Annotated in this window: 18 protein-coding genes and 2 pseudogenes; 13 read left to right on the top strand and 7 right to left on the bottom strand. The window is 39.3% G+C overall.

Annotated elements, in window-relative coordinates:
• Positions 1-296: 296 nt before the first annotated feature.
• A pseudogene (locus tag LCM11_RS02355) lies at positions 297-887 on the top strand (RNA-guided endonuclease TnpB family protein); the annotation flags it as partial.
• On the opposite strand, the pseudogene LCM11_RS02350 reads toward LCM11_RS02355, so the two are convergent.
• From LCM11_RS02350 to sppA, 4 genes and pseudogenes are all read right to left on the bottom strand, one after another.
• A pseudogene (locus tag LCM11_RS02350) lies at positions 881-1033 on the bottom strand (transposase); the annotation flags it as partial. The pseudogenes LCM11_RS02355 and LCM11_RS02350 overlap by 7 nt on opposite strands.
• 222 nt (positions 1034-1255) lie before the next feature.
• The gene (locus tag LCM11_RS02345) at positions 1256-2458 is read right to left on the bottom strand and encodes a cytochrome P450 family protein (RefSeq protein ID WP_224892670.1); all 1203 of its coding nucleotides are present in this window, start codon (positions 2456-2458) and stop codon (positions 1256-1258) included.
• Positions 2459-2763: 305 nt separating this feature from the next.
• Positions 2764-3306: an RDD family protein gene (locus LCM11_RS02340; protein WP_224892669.1), complete on the bottom strand. Its 543-nt coding sequence runs from the start codon at positions 3304-3306 to the stop codon at positions 2764-2766.
• Between the two features lie 12 nt (positions 3307-3318).
• The gene (gene sppA, locus LCM11_RS02335) at positions 3319-4314 is read right to left on the bottom strand and encodes a signal peptide peptidase SppA (RefSeq protein WP_224892668.1); all 996 of its coding nucleotides are present in this window, start codon (positions 4312-4314) and stop codon (positions 3319-3321) included.
• 539 nt (positions 4315-4853) lie between these two features.
• Between sppA and LCM11_RS02330 the strand changes: the two genes are divergently transcribed.
• Both LCM11_RS02330 and LCM11_RS02325 read left to right on the top strand, forming a co-directional pair.
• Entirely contained in the window at positions 4854-6530 is a 1677-nt protein-coding gene (locus LCM11_RS02330; protein ID WP_224892667.1) for a peptide ABC transporter substrate-binding protein, read from the top strand.
• 189 nt (positions 6531-6719) lie between these two features.
• Entirely contained in the window at positions 6720-7829 is a 1110-nt protein-coding gene (locus LCM11_RS02325) for an NAD(P)/FAD-dependent oxidoreductase (RefSeq protein ID WP_224892666.1), read from the top strand.
• A gap of 42 nt (positions 7830-7871) precedes the next feature.
• Here the strand turns inward: LCM11_RS02325 and LCM11_RS02320 are convergent, their stop codons facing one another.
• Entirely contained in the window at positions 7872-9323 is a 1452-nt protein-coding gene (locus tag LCM11_RS02320) for a DHA2 family efflux MFS transporter permease subunit (RefSeq protein WP_224892665.1), read from the bottom strand.
• 197 nt (positions 9324-9520) lie between these two features.
• Complete coding sequence (locus tag LCM11_RS02315; protein WP_224892664.1) at positions 9521-10675, bottom strand: glycosyltransferase family 4 protein; 1155 nt, start codon at positions 10673-10675, stop codon at positions 9521-9523.
• A 671-nt stretch (positions 10676-11346) separates the two neighbouring features.
• Between LCM11_RS02315 and LCM11_RS02310 the strand changes: the two genes are divergently transcribed.
• Positions 11347-12393 carry a dipeptidase gene (locus LCM11_RS02310; protein ID WP_224892663.1) on the top strand — a complete coding sequence of 349 codons (1047 nt, stop codon included), beginning with the start codon at positions 11347-11349 and terminating at the stop codon, positions 12391-12393.
• Between the two features lie 184 nt (positions 12394-12577).
• Here the strand turns inward: LCM11_RS02310 and LCM11_RS02305 are convergent, their stop codons facing one another.
• Complete coding sequence (locus LCM11_RS02305) at positions 12578-13501, bottom strand: aldo/keto reductase (protein WP_224892662.1); 924 nt, start codon at positions 13499-13501, stop codon at positions 12578-12580.
• Positions 13502-13606: 105 nt separating this feature from the next.
• Here LCM11_RS02305 and LCM11_RS02300 point away from each other — a divergent pair, with 105 nt between their 5' ends.
• The 9 genes from LCM11_RS02300 to LCM11_RS02260 all read left to right on the top strand — a co-directional run bounded on the left by LCM11_RS02300 (position 13607) and on the right by LCM11_RS02260 (position 21903).
• A complete protein-coding gene (locus tag LCM11_RS02300; protein ID WP_224892661.1) occupies positions 13607-14152 on the top strand; it encodes an NUDIX hydrolase in 546 nt (181 codons plus the stop codon).
• A 223-nt stretch (positions 14153-14375) separates the two neighbouring features.
• Positions 14376-15014, top strand: a complete 639-nt coding sequence (gene spoIIM / locus LCM11_RS02295) for a stage II sporulation protein M (RefSeq protein ID WP_224892660.1) — start codon at positions 14376-14378, stop codon at positions 15012-15014.
• Positions 15015-15137: 123 nt separating this feature from the next.
• Positions 15138-15617, top strand: a complete 480-nt coding sequence (locus LCM11_RS02290) for a Fur family transcriptional regulator (RefSeq protein WP_224892659.1) — start codon at positions 15138-15140, stop codon at positions 15615-15617.
• A 196-nt stretch (positions 15618-15813) separates the two neighbouring features.
• Positions 15814-16032: a YqzK family protein gene (locus tag LCM11_RS02285; protein ID WP_224892658.1), complete on the top strand. Its 219-nt coding sequence runs from the start codon at positions 15814-15816 to the stop codon at positions 16030-16032.
• Positions 16033-16039: 7 nt separating this feature from the next.
• A complete protein-coding gene (gene xerD, locus LCM11_RS02280; RefSeq protein WP_224892657.1) occupies positions 16040-16927 on the top strand; it encodes a site-specific tyrosine recombinase XerD in 888 nt (295 codons plus the stop codon).
• A gap of 95 nt (positions 16928-17022) precedes the next feature.
• Positions 17023-18201: a phosphopentomutase gene (deoB, locus tag LCM11_RS02275; protein WP_224892656.1), complete on the top strand. Its 1179-nt coding sequence runs from the start codon at positions 17023-17025 to the stop codon at positions 18199-18201.
• Positions 18202-18211: 10 nt separating this feature from the next.
• Positions 18212-19033 (top strand): purine-nucleoside phosphorylase, encoded by an 822-nt coding sequence (locus LCM11_RS02270; protein ID WP_224892655.1) that lies wholly within the window; start codon positions 18212-18214, stop codon positions 19031-19033.
• A 28-nt stretch (positions 19034-19061) separates the two neighbouring features.
• Complete coding sequence (locus LCM11_RS02265) at positions 19062-20363, top strand: pyrimidine-nucleoside phosphorylase (RefSeq protein WP_224892654.1); 1302 nt, start codon at positions 19062-19064, stop codon at positions 20361-20363.
• A gap of 364 nt (positions 20364-20727) precedes the next feature.
• On the top strand, positions 20728-21903 hold the full coding sequence (locus LCM11_RS02260; protein ID WP_224892653.1) for a D-alanyl-D-alanine carboxypeptidase family protein: 1176 nt from the start codon (positions 20728-20730) through the stop codon (positions 21901-21903).
• Positions 21904-21932 lie beyond the last annotated feature (29 nt).

Here is a 21932-nt window from a genome sequence, read left to right as displayed (position 1 = left end):
AAGTAAATCTCCCGTGTGATTAAGACTCCATTTCGAGATAAACGGACTCGTTGCGTTAGATGGATAGGGTTTAAGGGGAATTAACTTGTTTCGCAATTGAGCCTTATAGTAATCGGCTCAATTACTTAATAAGCCCCTTATTAAAAAATCAACCAATAAACTTTATCATTCATCGGCAGAAGACTCCCTCTTCAAGCGCCGTGTCGAAGACCGGTGGTAAGGGGGAGATGAATGCCCTCGCCGTAAGGCGAATGCCTTTGAATATTCTCCCTTCCGTGATATCCTAAAGCAAGAACATACGTTCCTGGTTAGGGGGGAGGTGGAGGCATAAAGCGTATAACTTTCGTATCTATCCAAATAAAACCCAGGAATTGCTCATCGCTAAGACCATCGGCTGCGCTCGTTTTGTCTTCAATCATTTCCTCTCCGAATGGAGCCGTGCCTACAAGGAAACCGGAAAAGGTTTGAGTTACGCTACTTGTTCCAAACAACTACCCAACCTTAAAAGAGAATTCCTTTGGTTAAAGGAAGTGGATAGCACGGCCATCCAAACGTCGGTCAAACATCTTTCTGACGCTTATGAACGGTTTTTCAAAAAGCAAAACCAACCTCCGCGGTTCAAATCAAAGAAAAACAAAGTCCAGTCCTACACCACAAAATGCACAAACGGAAATATTGCCATCCAGGATCGCAAAATCAAGCTGTCTAAGCTGTGGCTTGTGAGATTTGCCAAGAGTCGTGAAGTGAAAGGTCGCATCTTGAGTGCGACGGTTCGCCGCAATCCGACCGGAAAATATTCTGTATCGATTCTTGGTAAAACAGATATTCAGGAACTTCCTAAATCCAACGCTTACGTTGGCCTTGATCTCGGATTGAAAGACTTCGCGTTCGCTATCTTCTCGTGAAGTCTAGCTACTTTAATACGTTGCTTATGCCAATTCGAAGAACCCTTTTCCCTTCGGGAAAGGATACGTTGAGCTTTTGCTAGTTTCTTTTCGGTCTTACGTAGGTATCGTGGGTTTTCATAGGTGGTGGCAACGAACCGTTAGGTTCGTGCTCTTAGGAATCCCCCAACTTCAAGGAGTGTCAGCGAGTAAGTGGGGGTAGTTCAAATGAGCGATTCATAAAATGGCTTCCAAGGATGACATATAGCCGCATTATTTGAGAAAAGCAGCATGAAGTCAGATTATCCTCAATAACACATATAATGACTAAAAACCACTGCTTAGTAGGCCAGTGGTTTTTTAGTTATCTGTTATTTTAAATCAACTGGAAGATGAGAAAGACCTCGTAGCAGAAATACAGGATTCCATTCAGGTCTATTCATCGTACGGTTTAAATCGATATTCGGAAAAGCGTTCATCAGCTCTTCAATAGCGATTTTTCCTTCTAGACGAGCTAGAGGAGCACCAAGGCAAAAGTGGATTCCAAACCCAAATGCTACATGGGCATTTTTATTTCTCGTCACATCAAATTGATCGGCGTGATTGAATTTCTCCTCATCGCGATTTGCGGAACTTATAGACGCTAGAACGAGATCTCCACGCCGAATCTCTTGTCCATGGAACTCCATGTCCTCCTCTGACCAGCGCGCAGTTGAAAAATCGACAGGGCTATAAAACCGAAGTCCTTCTTCAATCGCAGAAGGAATAAGCGTTTGATCCGATTTAATTTTAGACATTTGATCAGGGTAGTCAAAAAGAGCAAACATCGTATTGCCAATGAGATTAACCGTTGTTTCATGACCGGCAATGATTAACAATACAACCATAGAGTATAATTCAGCTTTGGTTAATTGCTCTTCCTCTTCTGCTGTTTGCAGTAAATAAGAGATTAAATCCTCTTCAGGTTCTGATTTCCGTTTTTCGAAAAGACTGGTTAAGTAGGCGGTAAATGCTTCTACATCTTCCTGAAAATCAGCAGTCATATTGTCAGAAGCAGCTACTATGGTATTGGACCATTTCCTAAACTTGTTTCGGTCTTCAATCGGTACACCTAGAAGTTCACTAATCACAATTATAGGCAGAGGAAATGCGTAATCATCAATTAAATCTACAGACCCTTCTTTATGTTTCATTTCCTCAAGAAGGTCCTGGGCAATTTCAGTAATTCGAGGTTCCAGTTGCTTAATCGTTTTAGGATTAAAATAAGGCTGGACCAGCTTACGAAGTCTGGTATGGTCAGGCGGGTCAACGTCCAGCATCATGTTTTGAAATATATTTAGTTCATCTTCGTTCATATCTTCCCGAGATGATTGGGAAAATAATTTATTCTGATCTTTAATAAAACTGGGAGACTTTAATAGTTCCTTTACATGATCATACTTAGTTATAATCCAGGAACTATTGGAAGCTTCACTGGACATAGGAAAAACAGGTTGATTTAAGCGCAGATGTTGATAAAAAGGATAGGCTCCTTCTTTGAAATTAGATCTATAAATAGTTTCAGTATTCTCCATTAAATCTTCCCCCTTTAAGTGAATATGGAACATAACTTTATAGTAAAGGATGGATACATATTGGACAACCAATATTTGGCAAGGTGAGACGGCTCTATTGGTTTGCTATTCTTACATGAATTCAATAAATGCTGCCAGACTAAGAAGGAAAGGAGGGTGTTCGAATTGGGTAAAAAGAAGAAAAATAAAAGTAAAGAAGACTTGAATGCATTGAAAAGAGAAAAAGGCGAAAAAAATGGAACAGGAAAGCAGGATCCTTCTCGTTAGAACAAAAAAATCCGGTACCCTTCAGGGACCGGATTTTTTTAATCTGCGTTTGATTTATCTTCGATTAAGTAATTCAATTGCTTGAATTTATTTTTAATAACAGATGTATCTGCAAATAGGTCATGAATTCCCTGATGTCTTTTAGTAAAAGCGACTACTAAATAAGGAATTCCGAAAATAGCCATGCTAATGTATCTGCCGATGCATTCGCGGAAGAATATCTGTCCGTTAGTTAAAGGCTTATCAGTTAGTGACTCGACAGATAAACCAAATATCATTTTTCCAAGAGTTGCTTTAAAAAACTTGGTCATTAGAATGAAGTAAAGGAAAAACAAAAGGGAGGTAAGCAAATTAGAAGCGCTAAACATCTCTATCCATAATTCGGCTCCCTCTAAATTTAATAAACCAATTAATGGTTTAGTTACAACTGTGTTTACACTCCAAAGCACAAGTAAATCAATAATATACGCAAAAAACCGTCTCCAGAATCCGGCGTATAACAATCTTTGGATATCCTGTTTTTGACTTCTCAATAGTGAAAGAGGTGGTTTAACACCTGGGTGCTGTTCAGTAGTTTCCATATAACTTCCCCCTTACTCGCTATATAAGTACATTAATTTAGGTCCCTGGCGTTCACTGATGAGTTCCTCTATATAACGGACTTCACTATTTGGCAAGAAACTTTCAGCTAGGGGTAAATTGAAGAATGAACCGACACTGTTCTTATACTCAATGACCTGCGGGTTTCCACCTATCTGTTCTTTAAGTGCTTGTAAGGCATCTTCCTGAAATCCAATTTGATCCACTAAGCCATTCTCTGCTGCTTGCTTTCCAGAATAGATTCGTCCATCCGCAAGCTCTCGGACACGTTCCTCTGGAAGATCTCTACCGTTTGAAATCACATCAACAAATTCTTCGTAAGAATCATCTACAAGCGTTTGAATGATTTCACGTTCCTCTTCCGTCATTTCTCTTGTTGGACTCATAATATCCTTATACTTACCGCTTTTAAACGTATTGAATTTAACCCCGTACTCATTTGCTAGTTCCTGGTAATTGACGTTTTCCATAATAACGCCCAGTGAACCGGTAAACGTTTCATTTGAAGCAAAAATTTGATCAGCAGGAGTAGAAATATAATAACCGCCGGAAGCAGCCATGCTTCCCATGGAAACATAGAATTCTTTATCAGCTTCTTTTAATTCTAAGAGCTTATCGTGAATCTCAGCACTTTCGTAAACTCCTCCTCCTGGGGAGTTTACATGTAGTAGGACTCCTTTAATGGAAGGATCTTCTTTAATGGTTTCCAATTTCTTTAAGAATTGTTCGTGCTGATAGCCACCACCACTAAATGGGTTCGGGTTAGAACCTGGATTGTTCATGATGGTACCTTCCAAATTAAGTTGTACAATGCGCTTGGAAGCAGAGCCCTGCTCAATGACTTTCTCTTGAGGCTTCTCACTTCCTGAGAACATAGAAGCCATATTCTCCGAATCTTCATCCGTGGTGAACACATTGATGACCTGGAAAACAATAGCTATTAATAGGATACCGCCTGCAATAATGCTTGCTCCTACACGTTTATTCATATGTAAATCCTCCTTCTTGAATGATGTAACTTTATCAGGACTATGAGAAGAGATGCAAGTAAATTATTAGCACTCCTAAAAATTTCACTTTAATCGTACTTACTGAAGTTCCTGACATTTTATTTATACGTATGAAAACTGGTAAGGTTTCGACCAATATGAAATTATATTGATTTATTAATTTATTAATCAAAGGTGAGTGCAGAACCCACTGAACTATTTGTAAGTAGGAAAGCTTTTTAAGAATTTATAACTATTCATAGCCGTTTTGTAAAAGAAACTTTTTTGGTACAAAGACCTACAAGTGACGCTAATGTCCCGGCATAGCTTCCTAAAATAAAGGGTTCATAATTCATAGTGAGTGTTTTTCTAATAATAAGAATAGTACTTAAGATATATAACTACTTATGTAAACCTCCGATAGTAGCTAAATTCAAACATCCTATTTTAATTTTTGTAATTTGCAGACTATTACCACAAAATGTATAATTTTAGCCGTATGTAAAGATACATAAAATTAAGAAAATGGGGGTCTTTAAATGAAAAAGGCTAAATGGCTATGGTTAGGGCTGGTTTTGCTTGTCAGTCTATTCCTTGCTGCATGTTCCAGTGGGAATGATTCAGAAACAAGCAGTAACGAGGAGAGCAAAGATAATGAGGATAGTACATCAAAGTCCAGTGAGCAGGTGCTGAACCTTTCAGAGGGGGCAGAAATACCAACGATGGATTCTTCTTTAACAATTGATGCCCTGGCATCTCAATGGCTGGGATCAACGAAAGACGGGCTTTATCGCTTAGGCGAAAATGGCAAACCGGAACCAGGGATTGCAAAAGATCATGAAATGAGTGAAGATGGTCTGACTTGGACATTCCATTTAAGGGAAGATGCTAAATGGTCAAATGGAGATGCAGTAACAGCCAATGACTTTGTTTATGCCTGGAGACGAGCAGTTGATCCTGAGATTGGATCCGAATATGGTCCTTATATGATGAGTGGCGTAATTAAGAATGCGGAGGCCGTTTCTAAAGGTGAGAAGTCTCTTGAAGATCTTGGGGTTAAAGCAGTAGACGATTACACCTTTGAAGTAACCTTAGAAAAACCAACACCTTACTTCGAGTCCATGACTACATTTGGGACATTCTTGCCGCTAAATCAAAAGTTTGTTGAAGAAAAAGGCGATCAATATGCAATGGAAGCTGACGGACTTCTTTCGAATGGTCCATTTGTAATGACTGAGTGGAACCACGGGGAAGGATGGAAACTTGAAAAGAATCCGGATTACTGGGATGCAGATGCTGTACAGTTAGAAGAAATTAATGTAAATGTAGTGAAAGATACAGCTGCTGCTGTCAATCTGTATCAGACAGATGAAATAGATCGAGTAAACCTGTCTTCAGAGTTCGTGGACGAGTATCGTTCGTCTAAAGAATTGAAAATCGAAGAAGAGCCAACAATTTTCTTCCTTAAAATGAATCAGGAAAATGAGATTCTTTCTAATTTGAATGCACGTAAAGCGATTCAGATGGTGGTCGATCGTCAGAGTATGGTGGAGGTTATTTTAAATAACGGTTCTATTACGACTGGTGGTAATGTACCTGCTAACTTTACGAAACATCCTGAATCTGGAGAGGATTTCCGGGAAATTAACGGTGCATTAGTAGAGCACGATCTAGAGAAAGCGCAGGAGTATTGGTCAAAAGCAAAAGAAGAGTTAAATATAGAGAGTGCGGAACTTCGCTATTTGGGCGGAGATACAGAGGTTGCTAAGAACCTGGATGCTTACATTAAAGATCAGCTTGAAAAATTGGATGGCTTGTCCATTAAGGTGGAGAGTGTTCCTTTTAAAGTGCGTTTAGATCGTGATAAGAATATGGATTATGATATAGAGAATTATGGCTGGGGTCCAGATTACATTGATCCGAACACATTTTTGAACCTATGGGTAACAGATGGAGGAAACAATAAGACCGGTTACTCAAGTGAAGCATATGATTCTCTAATACAAAAAGCAGGAGATGAACTTGCTCAAAAACCTGTTGAACGTTTCGAAGCCTTTTTGGAAGCTGAGAAGCTGCTAATTCAAGAGGACGCAGTTATTGCTCCCCTTTATCAGCGAGCAAGAGCGCAGCTGTGGAAACCGGATGTTAAAGGGGTAACAACGAATCCGATGGGACCCAACTACACTTATAAGTATGCATATATTGAAGGTGAATAAATGATAGGAATAATGAGTCTGCCCCCAAGAGGGGCGGACTCATTTTTTGCAGCTTTACTGAATATAAGCTCGTACATAAAGGAACCCTTTTTCTTAGGGCTGCTTAAAAGAAATGGATAATTTACTTCATAGTCATCATTCTATACAATGAATAAGGGTAATAAGTCAGATTAACAAAAGGTGTTATATATGAAACATGTCATCATTGGAGCAGGTATAGTAGGAGCCTCCACGGCTTATCACTTGTCCAAAAGAGGGGAAGAAGTTCTTATCGTAGACCGGAAAGACAGAGGACAGGCTACGAGGGCCGCTGCAGGAATTATATGCCCCTGGCTAACAAATCGAACGAATAAGTCCTGGTACCATTTAGTAATAGAAGGGGCGAGGTATTATCCTTCTCTAATTAAAGAATTGGAGACCCACGGATTAGCCGATACTGGCTATAAGCAAGTGGGAGCTATCAATATCTTTGATACTGAAGAGAAATTAGATCGAAAAATGAAGGTTGCTTTAGAACGGAGAGAGAAGTCACCAGAAATGGGGGAAATAACAAAGCTGACCCCTGCGCAGACTAAAGCGGTGTTTCCTCCTGTAGCTGAGCATTATAGAGCACTTCATATTAGCGGAGCAGCTAAAGTGGATGGAAAAGCGGTTTCGCAGGCTCTTCTGTCAGCAGCCGAGATGAACGGCGCTGTCTATAAAGAAGGTGAGGTTCAACTCATTCATAATGGAGATGCTTCTGCAGGTGTACGGGTAGAGGATAAGCATATTGAAGCAGATCAGGTAATTGTTACAAATGGGGCCTGGGCTAAACAATTATTTGCTTCTTACGGTTTAAATATAAGTGTGACATACGAAAAGGCTCAAATCGTTCATTTACAACTCCCTGAAAAGGATACAGACTCGTGGCCAGTTATGCTTCCGCCATTTAATCACTACATGTTGACTTTTGACAACGGAAAATTGGTAATAGGGGCTACCAAAGAAAATCGTGAGGATTTTGAAACGGATGTGACAATGGGAGCGGTTCACCAACTGTTAAATAAAGCATTAAAAGTAGCTCCAAAACTTGCTGAAGCTGCTTATATACAAACAAAAGTTGGTTTTCGTCCATTTACTCCTGGTTCTTTACCTGTAATTGGGCGTGTACCAGGGTTCGAAAACGTATGGATGGCAAATGGTCTTGGTGCTTCAGGGTTGACCAGCGGTCCTTATGTAGGATCTATTCTTGCTAGTTTAGCGGCAGGAGAAGAAGTAGAAATCAATTTACAGGATTATGATCCCGCTAAAGCATTTTAATAAAACCCACAAACTCTTTGGAGTTTGTGGGTTTTTAACAATTTAGGCATGTTTCTTCACTCTATCACCTGAATGCAGCTCGTGATTTAAGGAATTTTCTGTCTCATCGTCTTTGGGAGGCTTATTAATAAATAAAGCTAGTACTATTCCTGCAAGGGAAAGCATCGTGATTACGATAAAAGCTATGCAGACACCATATATACCAGGAAAGTCTATAGCAGGATTTCCTTGAGCATTCTGAGTAGAAGTGGTCATCACGGTTACTAGGATGGCCGTACCAACTGAAGCAGCCACCTGCCTCATGGTGTTATTCATAGCAGCGCCATGCGCTATTAATTTTTGAGGCAATTGATTTAATCCTGCGGTTGTAACTGGCATCATAACCATGGATAAGCCAAACATTCGAATGGAATACAGGATAGTAATGGAAGTAAAGGTTGTTTCAATGTCGAGAAATACAAAAGCAGCTGAAGCTGCGGTTAATATGGTTAATCCTGTTAGAGCAAGCAATTTTGCACCGATTTTATCAAAAATTCTGCCAGTCAGAGGTGACATAAAACCACTAATGATAGCTCCAGGGAGAAGAGCAAGTCCAGACTGAAAAGCGGTGAACTCTCTCATGTTCTGCATATAAAGCGGAAGGAGAGTTTCTACTCCTATTAAACCCATAAAAGCGATCATTCCTATAATGGTTGTAATGGTAAAGATAGAATATTTAAAAACCCTGAATTCAAGCATTGGGTGTTCCATACGCAATTGTCTGGTTATAAATAGAAACAGTCCTATGCAGCCAATTAAAAGCACGTATATGGCTGTGGGGCTGGTCCAACCTTCATTTCCAGCTACGGTAAATCCATATAGGAGACTTCCAAAACCGATGGAAGATAGTCCAATAGATAAGGGATCTACTTTCGGAAAACTAAGTTCAGTTACGTTTCGTAGAAAGAAATAAGCTAATACAGTAATGATGAGTGCAAGGGGAAGTGTTACTAGAAACAACCATCTCCAAGAAGTTGCTGCTGTAACCCAGCCTGAAAGGGCTGGACCTATGGCTGGGGCGAAAGAAATGACTAGCCCAATATAACCCATAGCTGCTCCGCGCTTATTGATCGGAAAGATCATTAAGAAAACGGTTTGCATAAGTGGAAGCATAACTCCTGCCCCACTTGACTGAATGACTCTTCCTATTAGAAGAGTTCCAAAGTTAGGGGCTAACCCTCCTAATACGGTTCCAAGTGTAAAGATGGTCATAGCTCCCAAAAATAATTGTCTCGTCGTAAAACGTTCAATTAAAAATGCGCTGATAGGAATCATTATTCCATTAACAAGCATAAAAACGGTGGTGAGCCACTGCGCGCTATTGGCTGATATATTCATCTCATCCATTATAGGGGGAATGGCTGTAATCATTAACGTTTGATTTAATATAGTAATAAAAGATCCTGCTAGTAAAATAGCTGCGATCAATACCTTATTATAGTGAGTAGAAGTCATAAATATCATCCTAATTCTTTGGATTTTTCTGGATCAATTCCGTTATTATACGCCTGAACGGTTGAATTAGACAACCACTTAGTAAGCAATTATGTAAATTTGTATATTTAGAAAAATCACATAAAGATTAATTTTACTATAATAATATTATGTAAATTAAATGAAAATAAGCTCCCGGATTAAGGAGCTAGCTCTAGTCAAGATTGCATAAATAGTTTGGTATGGGAAGAAAAGGACTGATCAATTACTTCTTTATATTCGTTCAAGAGTTTGCTGAGAATGGTTTCCCAGGATTGATCGAGGGCATACTTTCTTGCCTCCATTGCCATTGTTTGAATCCTTAATGGGTCTGCTAAAAGATTACATATAGCATCAATCATCTGGGAAGAGTTTCTGGGATCGCACAGGATCCCCGTTTTCCCGCTCTGGATAATTTCTTGAACGCCGCCGGATTTTGAAGCCACGACAGGAGTTCCGCAGGCGAGCGCTTCGAGAACTACATTTCCAAAAGTTTCAGTTGTGGATGGAAAAATGAATAAAGTAGAATTCGCATAAATATTTGCTAATTCACTTCCGTGTACATAACCGGTAAAGGTTATATTAGGCAATTTTTCCTTTTGTAGCTCTTTGAGAAGCGGACCTTCTCCAACTATGAGCCAGTGAACCTTGTTTTTATAAGGTTCTGGGAGATCCCTGGCAACATCCATGAGTATGTCCAGGTCTTTTTCAGGGGCCACTCGACCAACATAAGTTAAGAGAAATGTTGGTTTACTATCATCATAATCTTTGAGGATCATGTTATTTATAGAAGGGTGGAATCTGGTACAGTCTACGCCTCTGCTCCAAATCGCGATGTTATGAAAACCTTTAAGATTTAATTCGGTTCTTGTGTGATAAGATGGAACAAAAGTCCTTTGAAAATCTCTATAAAACCACTTTAAATATTTCCACATCCATTTTGATAAATATTGTAAGTTATAATACTCCAAATAGCGATCGAAATTCGTGTGGTAAGATCCTACGATAGGAATGTTTAATTTCTTTGCACAATATAATCCAGTTAATCCCATACTGAATGGGGTGGCAATATGTACAATATCAGGGTTGAAAGACGTCAGCTCTTTTCTTATACGAACTGCACTTGGTAATGAAAGACGGCATTCTGGATACAGTAAGAACGGAAAGCTAAGAGCAGGGCGGATACAATTAGAAGAGGGCGAATCTTTCAATTGAGGAATAAACAAACGATATTCAATTTCTTCTTTTTCTAACTGTTTAATTAATCTTCCAAGAGTGCGAGATACTCCATTGACTTGTGGCGTGTAAGTGTCCGAGAAAATGGCAATCTTCATTTAACTTCCCTCCCTAAACCATTTCTGTGATCGATTAACGATAAGTCGTTTAACTGGTCTACCGCTATTATGTATTCGAGCAATTACAGGGATATGACGGAATAGAAGGATGGCTTAGTAGATTAAATAAAATCCAAACAAAAAACCTACTTGATAATAGTAGGTTTTTTGTTTGGATTTTATTGTTGAGATCGTTAGTTAGAATAAGGTTGAGTTGAAATGGTTTAGCACAATGACATCATCAGGCTGCTTTTTTACCAAGAGACTGTTGACTGATGGTTTTTAACAAGATCATTTTGTCTTTAAGCGTCAGTTTACACCAGATACCTGCATTGATTTTCATTCTCTTCTCCTCCTAGGAAAAATTTAAGTATGAGTCATGGCTAATGAATCAGTTCAACTTGTACTTAGCATATACCGTCTTTTCATCCAATATAAACAACAAAAATTTCTACAATGTTCGATGTTTGAGATGCTATAGTAACTGTTTTAGCATCTTCCTGTCACATGAAAGGCAAAAGGACTGAAAATAATGGTGAATCTTGTAATATAGATATAGGGTTTGTCAAACGGTTTATTTAACTATATGAAAATATTATTTGAATACTAAGAGTGATAGAAGGGATATTGGAGGAAGACGTGGAAAGTATCGTTAAAGGGGTGAAAGGTTCATGAAGTATAAAGTGATTGATGGTCATAACGATACATTGTTAAATTATGTGAATGGAACTAGTGATTTTGATTTCTTAAAAGAGTCTGATACGGGGCATCTAGATTTGGTAAGAGCTAAAAAGAGTGGATTCTACGGAGGTTTTTTTGCAATATTTACTCCAAACCCGGTAAGTCCTCCCCCAATCAGCGAATTTATCACAGAGAAAGGCTACCGCATGCCTTTAGCGGATCCAATTAATTCTTCCTATGCTCAATTACATACAAACGAGGTATTAGCCAAGATGCTTAAACTCGAGATAAAATTACAGCAGCAATTCAAAATTGTACGCAGTGAAAATGAAATGAGCGATTGTCTGAACAAAGATGTGATTAGTGGAATTATACATATGGAAGGGGCCGAGGCGATTGATTTGGACTTTAATTCTCTTTATGTTTATCATCAAGCAGGCTTGCGGTCTCTGGGACCAGTTTGGAGCAGACCAAATAACTTCGGAGAAGGCGTTCCTTATCATTTTCCGGCCAGCCCTGATACAGGACCTGGGCTTACCGAAAAAGGAAAGCAGCTTATAAGACTCTGTAACGAACTTGGTGTAATGGTTGACTTGTCCCATATGAATGAGAAAGGGTTCTGGGATACAGCACGCATTTCCACACATCCACTAGTCGCGACCCACTCTAATGCTCATAAACTCTGTCCGATTACAAGAAATTTAACAGACAAACAGCTGGATGCCATTAAAGAATCTAATGGAGTAGTCGGAGTAACTTTTTGCGCGAGTATGTTAAGGCCTGATGGAAAAATAGACCTAAGTGCCCCATTAGAAGCCATTACAGATCATATCCATTATATTGCAGACCGTATTGGTATTGAGCATATAGCGCTCGGTTCTGATTTTGATGGCTGTACGATACCGGACGCCATTAAAGACGTGACGGGAGTGCCAAAGTTATTGGATCAGCTTCTCCATGAAGGCTGGACGGAAGCAGATATGGCTAAAATAACCCACTTAAATTGGCTAAGGGTTCTTAAAGAAACAGGAATCTAATGATATAGAGTTGTACACAAGTAAACGCTTAGCGCTTGAAGCGCTAAGCGTTTACTTGTGTTTTTTAAGAAGATGGTTAGGATGATACTATTTATATATTCACAAAAAAATTAAAATACTATTAATAATAGTAGTCTGATATGAATTTTCATATCAGACTACTTCTTAATTTAATACTTTATATTTAAGAGCGGTGCTTCTGGTAGGTAATTGGCCTGGTCATGGCTTGGATTTCGCTAAAAATTTGTTCTGTAAGTGGGTCCGCTTCCAAATAGCTTAAGTTATCCTCTACCTGTTCAACCGAACTAGCACCAAATACGGCTGTAGCTACAGCTGGGTGGTGAAGGACATATTGGAGGGCAAGTGCGGTTGGTGTTCTTGCGTCACTGCCATAATCCTGCCATTTTTCAGTAAGGGCAAGGATTTCCTCTTGACTATATTCTAAAAAACCGTCTTCGGCTTTTTGGGAGGCTTTCTGATGTCCTTTTGATGAAAGCATACCTTTAGCCAGGGGCCCTCTGGCAAGGACACTAATATCATTTTCAGAAAGTAAGTCCAAAATTTCTTCTTCTGGCCTTCGATCAAGAGCATTATACTGCATCATGACACTGGATATATTTGACCTCTTAACATATTCACGTATAACATTCGGACGAATAGAAGATATTCCATATTCACGAATAAGTCCATCTTGTTTAAGTTCATCAAATGCTTCGATCGTTTCGTCCATAGGATCATCAATTGTACCGCCATGAAGCTGATACAGATCAATGTAGTCAGTACCTAGGCGCTGCAAGCTGTCTTTTACAGCACGTTTAATATGTTTTTTTGAGGGGTCCCATGTCCAGCCTTCTTGTCCTGGGGTGAAGTTATTTCCTGCCTTAGATCCGATAATAAGATCTTCCCTGCGTCCCTGAATCGCTTTGCCTACTATCTGCTCATTGTCTCCAAAATCATAAAGATCAGCTGTATCTAAGTAATTGACTCCAGAGTCTATTGCTCTGTCGATAATAGATTTTGCTTTCTTTTCATCCGTACCTAAAGACATGCAGCCTAAGCTGATTTCGGATACATATAAGTCTGATTTCCCAATTTGTCGTTTTTTCATATTATCATCCTTTCTTATTTTCCCTTTAAATGCATATGGAATCTTCGGTATCTCCCTTCCACATATGATAAACTATCCATAGATTAATGGAGAGGATGAGAGACTGTGAAGAGGTTTGAAGAAAAAACATATCATACAGAAACAATCTATACGGGAAAGATTGTCCAATTAAATATTGACAGTGTTACTTTACCCGATGGAAACACTTCTAAACGAGAGTTGATTAAGCATCCAGGAGCTGTAGCCGTTATTGCCCTTACGGATGAAGGTAAATTAATATGCGTAGAGCAGTACAGAAAACCAATGGAAAAAAGCCTGGTCGAAATTCCCGCCGGGAAACTTGAGCCTGGTGAAGAAGCTATGACGTGTGCGCTTAGAGAATTAGAGGAAGAAACAGGTTACACGACGGATTCTTTGGAATGGGTTACCTCTTTTTATACATCTCCTGGTTTTGCTGATGAGATTGTCCATATTTATTTCACGGATCAAGTTAAAGTTATGGAACAGCGTCCAGATGGCGATGAGGATGAATTCGTAGAACTTATGGAGTTAACGATGGGGGAAGCTGAAGAATTAGAAAAAAATCAACGGATCCAGGATGCTAAAACCGTCTATGCTCTTTTGTACTGGAAGCTTAGAGTTTCAGAATAAACCTTTTAATCCTTGAGTTTAGAGACATGGTTGAGTCAAATGAGGACTAATAATAAGGTCAGTTACTTCTATTTCCACTTTATGAAATCTATGAACATTTCATAGAGAATGCTCGATTAGACAAGAAGTATCTAAAGTATGAATCTTATTGAATAATGGTCTACTTTTATCTTTTCCTTCATAGATTGGTCATAGACCGGTTATGAGAAAGGATGGAGATTCCATGCAGAATAGTATGCGGGTGGCAGGAAAAGAGATACAAAGCCATGTGAATATATTCGTTTTTATATTCGTTTTGTTTATTATGGGGATTATATTTGGAGCTGTAATTGTTAACAGCATGAATTTTGTTCAAAAGCAGGATCTGTTTTTTTACTTAAAACAATTCTTTGAACAAAATATTTCTATGAATGGAACTTCAAAAGCCACTCTATGGAAAGACAGCATCCTTTATCATATAAAATATATGTTTCTGCTGTTTTTATTAGGTATCTCAGTTATTGGCATGCCTATTATTACCGTTCTATTATTTATTAAAGGATTGGTTGTTGGGTTTTCCGTAGGGTTTCTAGTAAATCAAATGGGCTGGTATGGTCTTTTGATTTCCTCGGCGGCTATTGCTCCTCAAAATTTACTTATCATACCTGTATACTTATTAGCTGGATCGTTGGCCCTGATTTTCTCTTTGACGCTTTGTAAACAGCTGTTTATAAGAAGAGTACATCAGCCCATCCTTAAAGGATTTGTTCGCTACAGTGCTTTTTTTGGGGCATTAATGCTTATCCTGATCATTGCTTCTACTATTGAAGTGTTTTTTTCTAATACCATTCTTGACTACGTGTTAAAGTGGATTTATCATTAATTTAATAGTGATAATCATATTCAGTTTAGAATGATTATAAAACATAGATTAAAATAATTTTAATTTGACACTCGTTCTGACTCTGCTTATAATTAAATTGATTACGAGGGAGGGACGAACGATATGGAGCATCGTATTGAGAGAATTAAGAAACAATTGCATTCCCAGAGTTACAAGTTAACTCCTCAAAGGGAAGCTACTGTTCGAGTGCTTTTAGAAAATGAAGAAGATCACTTAAGTGCCGAAGATGTCTACCTCCTCGTAAAAGAGAAAGCACCCGAAATCGGTCTGGCTACTGTATATCGTACGCTGGAATTGTTATCCGAATTGAAAGTTGTCGATAAAATAAACTTTGGAGATGGAGTTTCCCGCTATGACTTGCGAAAAGAAGGGGCGGAGCACTTTCATCACCACTTAGTTTGCATAGAGTGTGGATCGGTAGAGGAAATCGAGGAAGATTTATTAGGGGACGTTGAAAAGCTTGTTGAAGGTCAATGGGGATTTCAGGTTAAAGATCATCGTTTAACGTTTCACGGAATCTGCCGCGTCTGTCAGAAACAAGCCGTAACCGCCTCGGCATCAGAGGGAAGCGAAGAGAATTAATTAACTGCCGCTATGAAATTACATAGTGGCTTTTTTATTTTGAGAAACTTTTGTTTTCTACAAACGGGATACCTCTTGATCTATTTACAAACTGGTGGAAATCGTGTAGGTTTATCGTAGGTAGAACAATCATGTATATTTGACCTCCATTCGGGCATATCCTTTTACATAAAGGCTCTAGAAAAGGGGTAGCGGGATGGTTCATTTACGTCAAAATATACAGGAATTAGTTAAAGTTCTTATTGTGTTTACTTTATGTACTTGTGTTTTTTATATGGCACTACGTCTTGTACATGAAGAGTACGAAAGGCAGCATCGATACGATCCGCCAAGCGGAGCGGCAGTAAAGGTGTACAAGCCGCTGGAACCTGAATGGCCGGATCGACTGTCGATATTTTTTCACTTAGGAGAGTAGGTGGGTCATGGATTACGCATTAGAAGATTTTTTTCACTATTTAACAGTTGAGCGAGGTCTATCACCGAATACCATCCAATCTTATAAGCGTGATCTAACGCAATACCAGCAGTTTTTACAACAGAAATTAAATCTCTCAGACTGGGATCAAATAACAAGAGCTCATATAATGAGATATCTGCATGATTTGAATGATAAAGGGCGCTCTTCTGCTACAGTGGCCAGGCTGCTGTCTTCCATTCGTCTCTATCATCAATTTTTAATAAGGGAAAAAGTGACAAATGAAGATCCAAGTCTCCATATAGAAACCCCAAAAAAAGAACGGAAGCTGCCAAAAGTACTTTCATCTGAAGAAGTGGACAAACTTCTTAATGTACAAACTAAGGACCCTCTATCTTTAAGAAATAAAGCCATGCTGGAAATGCTTTATGCCACAGGGCTTCGTGTCACAGAACTTGTCTCTTTAAAAGTAAGTGATCTTCATCTAACGATGGGATTTGTACGCTGTTTAGGTAAAGGGTCTAAGGAAAGAATTATTCCTTTAGGAGATTTGGCGAAAGAAGCTGTGCAAACTTATTTGGAACAAGGGCGCGGGACGTTAGTCAAAAGTAAAAAGACAGAAGAATTATTCGTGAATCACCACGGAAATAAACTGTCACGCCAAGGTTTTTGGAAAATACTGAAAGCGGTTGCCCTCGATGCTGGAATTATGAAAGAACTTACTCCTCATACGCTGAGGCATTCATTCGCTACACATTTATTAGAAAATGGAGCGGACTTGCGTGCTGTACAGGAAATGTTAGGTCATGCTGACATTTCTACTACTCAGGTTTATACACATGTAACTAAAACACGATTAAAAGATGTTTATCGCTCGTATCATCCACGAGCATAAACTTTTTTGTTTTTAGTTGTCTGACATCCTACATCTTTAGAGGTTAGCGTAAAATAATAAAGTTATGGGAAAGTAAAACATAGGAGGGATCGTTAATGAAACCATTTAAAAGAGTATTTTTAGTAGTTATGGATTCTGTAGGAATAGGTGAAGCTCCGGACGCTGAACAATTTGATGATCAAGGAGCTGATACCCTCGGTCACATAGCTGAACGTATGAATGGATTGAATATGCCGAATATGGGATCGCTTGGATTGAGTAATATTAGAGAAATTCAGGGGATTAAGCCGTCTAAACAGCCAAAAGCTCACTACACTACTATGAGAGAAGCATCTAATGGTAAAGATACGATGACTGGCCATTGGGAAATTATGGGGTTATATATTGATCAGCCTTTCCGGACATTCCCTGATGGATTTCCAGATGAACTTTTGAATGAAATAAAAGAAAGAACAGGAAGAGGCATTGTAGGAAACAAACCGGCCTCCGGCACAGAAATCATAAAGGAATTAGGAGAGCATCACATGAACACCGGTGATTTGATTATTTACACGTCTGCAGATTCTGTGCTGCAAATTGCTGCTCACGAAGATGTCGTCCCGCCTGAAGAGCTTTATGAAATCTGTGAACTTTGCCGGGAATTGACACTAGATGAAAAATATATGGTTGGACGGGTAATTGCGCGTCCGTTTGTTGGAGAACCTGGTTCTTTTGAGCGTACTTCCAATCGACATGATTATGCTTTAAAACCTTTTGGAAGGACAGTTATGAATGAAATGAAAGACGAAGAACTAGATGTAATTGCTATTGGTAAAATTTCCGACATCTATGACGGAGAAGGGGTAACAGAAGCGATTCGTACGAATGACAATATGGATGGAATGGACAAACTTGTTCAATCTATGCAACAAGACTTTACAGGCATGAGCTTTTTAAACCTTGTCGATTTTGATGCAAAATTTGGTCATCGCCGGGACCCAGAAGGATACGGTAAAGCGCTAGAAGCTTATGACGAACGTCTGCCAGAAGTACTGGATCTGCTTAATGAGGATGACCTCTTGATCATTACGGCAGACCATGGTAATGACCCGGTTCACCATGGTACAGATCATACTCGAGAACTTGTTCCATTAATTGTCTATCATAATGGAATTGAAGGTGGAAAAGAGTTAGGTCAGCGTCAGACTTTTGCTGATATCGGGGCCACAATATCTGACAACTTTTCAATTAAAATGCCTGAGCATGGAACTAGTTTTTTAAACGATATTAAATAGGAGGTCCGTTATGTATCACTTACATGTAGAAGAAGCTTCAGAATATATTACGAAACAATTAAATGTCCAGCCAACCGTAGGCTTGATTCTCGGTTCGGGTCTAGGGGTGCTGGCTGATGAGATTCAAAACCCCACAACCATCCTTTATAAAGATATTCCTCACTTTCCTGAATCAACCGTATCCGGACATAAAGGACAATTGGTTATCGGGGAGTTGGAAGGAAGACAAGTCATTGCTATGCAAGGCCGCTTTCATTATTACGAGGGATATAATATGCAGCAGGTTACGTTCCCAGTCCGGGTAATGAAAGAACTCGGCATTGATACCTTGTTTGTAACGAATGCGGCTGGGGGGATTAATGAATCCTTTAACCCTGGTAATCTGATGATTATTACGGATCATATTAATAACATGGGGGACAGTCCTCTTATTGGTCCGAATGATGATGAAAGGGGACCACGATTCCCGGATATGTCAGAAGCCTATGATCGTAACCTGATCGCGCATGCCAGACAAAGTGCTGAAAGACTTGAGCTGAATGTACAGGAAGGTGTTTACGTAGGTAACACAGGCCCAGCTTATGAAACAGGCGCGGAGGTTCGAATGCTTCGTGTATTAGGTGGAGACGCGGTAGGAATGTCTACTGTCCCTGAAGTTATTACAGCAAGTCACGCAGGAATTCGTGTTCTCGGGATCTCTTGTATTTCCAATATGGCTGCCGGAATACTGGATCAGCCCTTGACTCACGATGAAGTAATTGAAACCACCTCTCAAGTGAGAGAGGACTTCCTGGGATTTGTTAAGGAACTATTAAAGTCATTACCAGCCTAAAGGCATAAATAGTAAAGGGTGAGTTTAAATGAGAATGTACGATATCATTGTTAAAAAAAGAGATGGCGGCGAATTAACAAAAGAAGAAATCTACTTTTTTGTAGATGGGTACACCAAAGGTGATATTCCTGACTATCAGGCCTCGGCCCTCACGATGGCTATTTACTTTCAAGGGATGACGCAAGAGGAAACAGCTACATTGACTCAAGCTATGGTGGATTCCGGTGAAACTATTGACCTTTCTGCTATTAAAGGACATAAAGTGGATAAACATTCAACAGGCGGTGTAGGCGATAAAGTTACCTTCATTGTAGGTCCATTAGTTGCTTCTGTCGGGGTACCAGTCGCAAAAATGTCAGGGCGAGGCCTGGGTCATACAGGTGGAACGTTAGATAAACTGGAATCAATCAAGGGTCTGGAAATTGAAATGACAAAAGACCAGTTCATCCACAATGTGAATACTCATAAGCTGGCGGTAGCTGGACAGACAGGAAATCTGGCACCTGCCGATAAGAAGTTATACGCATTGCGCGATGTAACAGGGACGGTCGATTCCCTTCCTCTCATAGCCGGGTCTATTATGAGTAAGAAACTGGCTTCTGGTGCAGACGGTATAGTGTTAGATGTTAAAACGGGGTCTGGTGCTTTTATGAAAACCCTTGAAGATTCAAAAAATCTCGCTCAGGAAATGGTGAATATCGGTAACAATCTTGGACGTCAGACGGTTGCGGTAATTAGCGATATGAATCAGCCACTTGGGTTTGAAGTCGGAAATGCCAACGAAATTAAAGAAGCTGCTGAAATTCTGCAGGGAAAGAATGTAGAGGATTTAAGAGAGCTATCTTTAGAACTTGCATCTCATATGACCGTTCTTGCGGAAGTATTTAGTTCTTATGAAGAAGCTTATGAGGCTTTGGCGAAGAATTTGGAAAATGGAAAAGCATTTCAAAGTTTGCGGAATTTAGTGGAAGCACAAAATGGTGACGTATCGATGATCGATAACTTAGACAACCTTCCTAAAGCTAAGTACAAAGTTGAGGTGAAAGCGGAGAAAAGCGGCTATATAGCTGCAATTGATGCTGAGTCCATCGGAATTGCAGCTATGTACTTGGGTGCTGGACGCGCTACCAAAGATGATGAGATTAATCACGGAGTAGGCATTACTTTGAACAAAAAAATAGGAGATTGGGTGGAAGAAGGAGAATCACTAGTTGTGCTGCACAGCGATGATGAAGAGCCTCAAGCATCCATTACTAAAGTATTAGGTGCTTATTCTATTACCGATGAGAAAGTAGATAAACCTACGTTAATTTATACAGTGATTAAATAAATTGATTGAGATTTATAAGTTACAATCTCTTTAACAGAGTTCTTCGCTATCCTTTGATAGTGAAGAATTTTTTTATTAAATTTTCATATTCAACGAATTACTTCATTAAAAGACCATTTAACGTTTAGAGTCAGAATAGAGGAAGAAGTTTGAATCCTTTCACTTTCTGTTATCCTGAGATAAACCATATATGGGATAGGGATGCGTCATTGGCTTAAATAGGAATCAAATAAATAGAATAAAACGATAATAAACAAGGTGTAGAATCTTAGTCTGCACCTTGTTTTTCTTTTCCTGTAAATTTGTATAGAAAACCATATAAAGGGAAAAATAGGGGCACTTACAGAAATTGGAGGTCAATTGTATGCAAAAACTCATCGGCTCCATCCTTATTTTCATGGTAACTTTAAGCATTTTACAGCCAGCGTCCATAAAAGCAGAAGAAAAATCTGCACCTGATCTGGTGGATTCTGCTAAATCAGCCATATTGTTAGAAAAAAATAGTGGAATGATGCTCTACGAAAAAGATGCCCATCAGGAACTTCCTCCTGCAAGTATGACAAAGGTAATGACCCTTTTGCTTATAATGGAGGCATTGGAAAAAGAGAGTATTAGTCTGGATGAAAAAGTAAGAATCAGTGAACATGCGGCTTCGATGGGAGGATCACAGATTTTTCTAGAAGCTGGTGAAGAGATGACAGTTCACGACTTATTAAAAGGAATAGCTGTAGCTTCTGGTAACGATGCAAGTGTAGCCATGGCGGAGCGGATCGCAGGTTCAGAGAAAGAGTTCGTTAATCAAATGAATAAAAAAGCACAAGATTTAGGTCTGAAACACACACATTTTGAAAACCCTACCGGACTTCCGGCAAAAGGACATTATAGTACAGCTCATGATATGGCTGTAATGGCTCGTGAACTTTTATTACACGATGAAGTCACTCAATATACAAGTATCTATGATGATTATTTACGTAAAGGCAAGGATAACGAATTCTGGCTGGTCACGACAAATAAATTAATTAAATCTTACCCTGGTATGGATGGTTTAAAGACAGGTTACACTTCTGAAGCAAAATATTGTCTAACCGCTTCCGCTAAGCGGGATGACATGCACATGATTGCGGTCGTGATGGGGGCGGAGACGCCTAAAGATCGTAATTCGGATATAACAAGCCTTCTTGATTATGGTTTTGGCCAGTATGAAGGAGTCAAGTTATACGATAAGAAAGATACGTTAAAAACCATGAAGCTTACTAGAGGACAACCTGAAAATATTAAACTTTCTCCTGAAAAAGATGTTGTGATTCTTAAGAAAAAATCCCAGAAAGAACAGGCTTATGACACTAAAATAAAACTGGTGGAACAAAAGGAACTTCCTCTTTCCAGAGGAGACCATATGGGCTGGGTCATCATTGAGAAAGACGGAAAAGAAGTAGCCAAAGTTCGTCTGGAAACAAAGGAGAAAGTAGAGAAAGCAAGCTTTATTAACTTATGGGAGCGTTCCTGGAGGAATTTGACGAGCTTTCAGAGGTTTTAGCTTTTTGCCACTAGTATTGTTTTTAAGCA

It is taken from the genome of Halobacillus halophilus, assembly GCF_020171985.1.
GTDB lineage: Bacteria > Bacillota > Bacilli > Bacillales > Halobacillaceae > Halobacillus > Halobacillus halophilus_A.
Note: the sequence above shows the minus strand (reverse complement) of the source record. Positions and strands in the feature narration are given on the sequence as shown.

Coding starts and splice junctions, on each gene's coding strand:
- LCM11_RS02345 (WP_224892670.1), bottom strand. CDS start 2,458: ATGGAGAATACTGAAACTATTTATAGATCTAATTTCAAAGAAGGAGCC.
- LCM11_RS02340 (WP_224892669.1), bottom strand. CDS start 3,306: ATGGAAACTACTGAACAGCACCCAGGTGTTAAACCACCTCTTTCACTA.
- sppA (WP_224892668.1), bottom strand. CDS start 4,314: ATGAATAAACGTGTAGGAGCAAGCATTATTGCAGGCGGTATCCTATTA.
- LCM11_RS02330 (WP_224892667.1), top strand. CDS start 4,854: ATGAAAAAGGCTAAATGGCTATGGTTAGGGCTGGTTTTGCTTGTCAGT.
- LCM11_RS02325 (WP_224892666.1), top strand. CDS start 6,720: ATGAAACATGTCATCATTGGAGCAGGTATAGTAGGAGCCTCCACGGCT.
- LCM11_RS02320 (WP_224892665.1), bottom strand. CDS start 9,323: ATGACTTCTACTCACTATAATAAGGTATTGATCGCAGCTATTTTACTA.
- LCM11_RS02315 (WP_224892664.1), bottom strand. CDS start 10,675: ATGAAGATTGCCATTTTCTCGGACACTTACACGCCACAAGTCAATGGA.
- LCM11_RS02310 (WP_224892663.1), top strand. CDS start 11,347: ATGAAGTATAAAGTGATTGATGGTCATAACGATACATTGTTAAATTAT.
- LCM11_RS02305 (WP_224892662.1), bottom strand. CDS start 13,501: ATGAAAAAACGACAAATTGGGAAATCAGACTTATATGTATCCGAAATC.
- spoIIM (WP_224892660.1), top strand. CDS start 14,376: ATGCAGAATAGTATGCGGGTGGCAGGAAAAGAGATACAAAGCCATGTG.
- LCM11_RS02290 (WP_224892659.1), top strand. CDS start 15,138: ATGGAGCATCGTATTGAGAGAATTAAGAAACAATTGCATTCCCAGAGT.
- LCM11_RS02285 (WP_224892658.1), top strand. CDS start 15,814: ATGGTTCATTTACGTCAAAATATACAGGAATTAGTTAAAGTTCTTATT.
- xerD (WP_224892657.1), top strand. CDS start 16,040: ATGGATTACGCATTAGAAGATTTTTTTCACTATTTAACAGTTGAGCGA.
- deoB (WP_224892656.1), top strand. CDS start 17,023: ATGAAACCATTTAAAAGAGTATTTTTAGTAGTTATGGATTCTGTAGGA.
- LCM11_RS02270 (WP_224892655.1), top strand. CDS start 18,212: ATGTATCACTTACATGTAGAAGAAGCTTCAGAATATATTACGAAACAA.
- LCM11_RS02265 (WP_224892654.1), top strand. CDS start 19,062: ATGAGAATGTACGATATCATTGTTAAAAAAAGAGATGGCGGCGAATTA.
- LCM11_RS02260 (WP_224892653.1), top strand. CDS start 20,728: ATGCAAAAACTCATCGGCTCCATCCTTATTTTCATGGTAACTTTAAGC.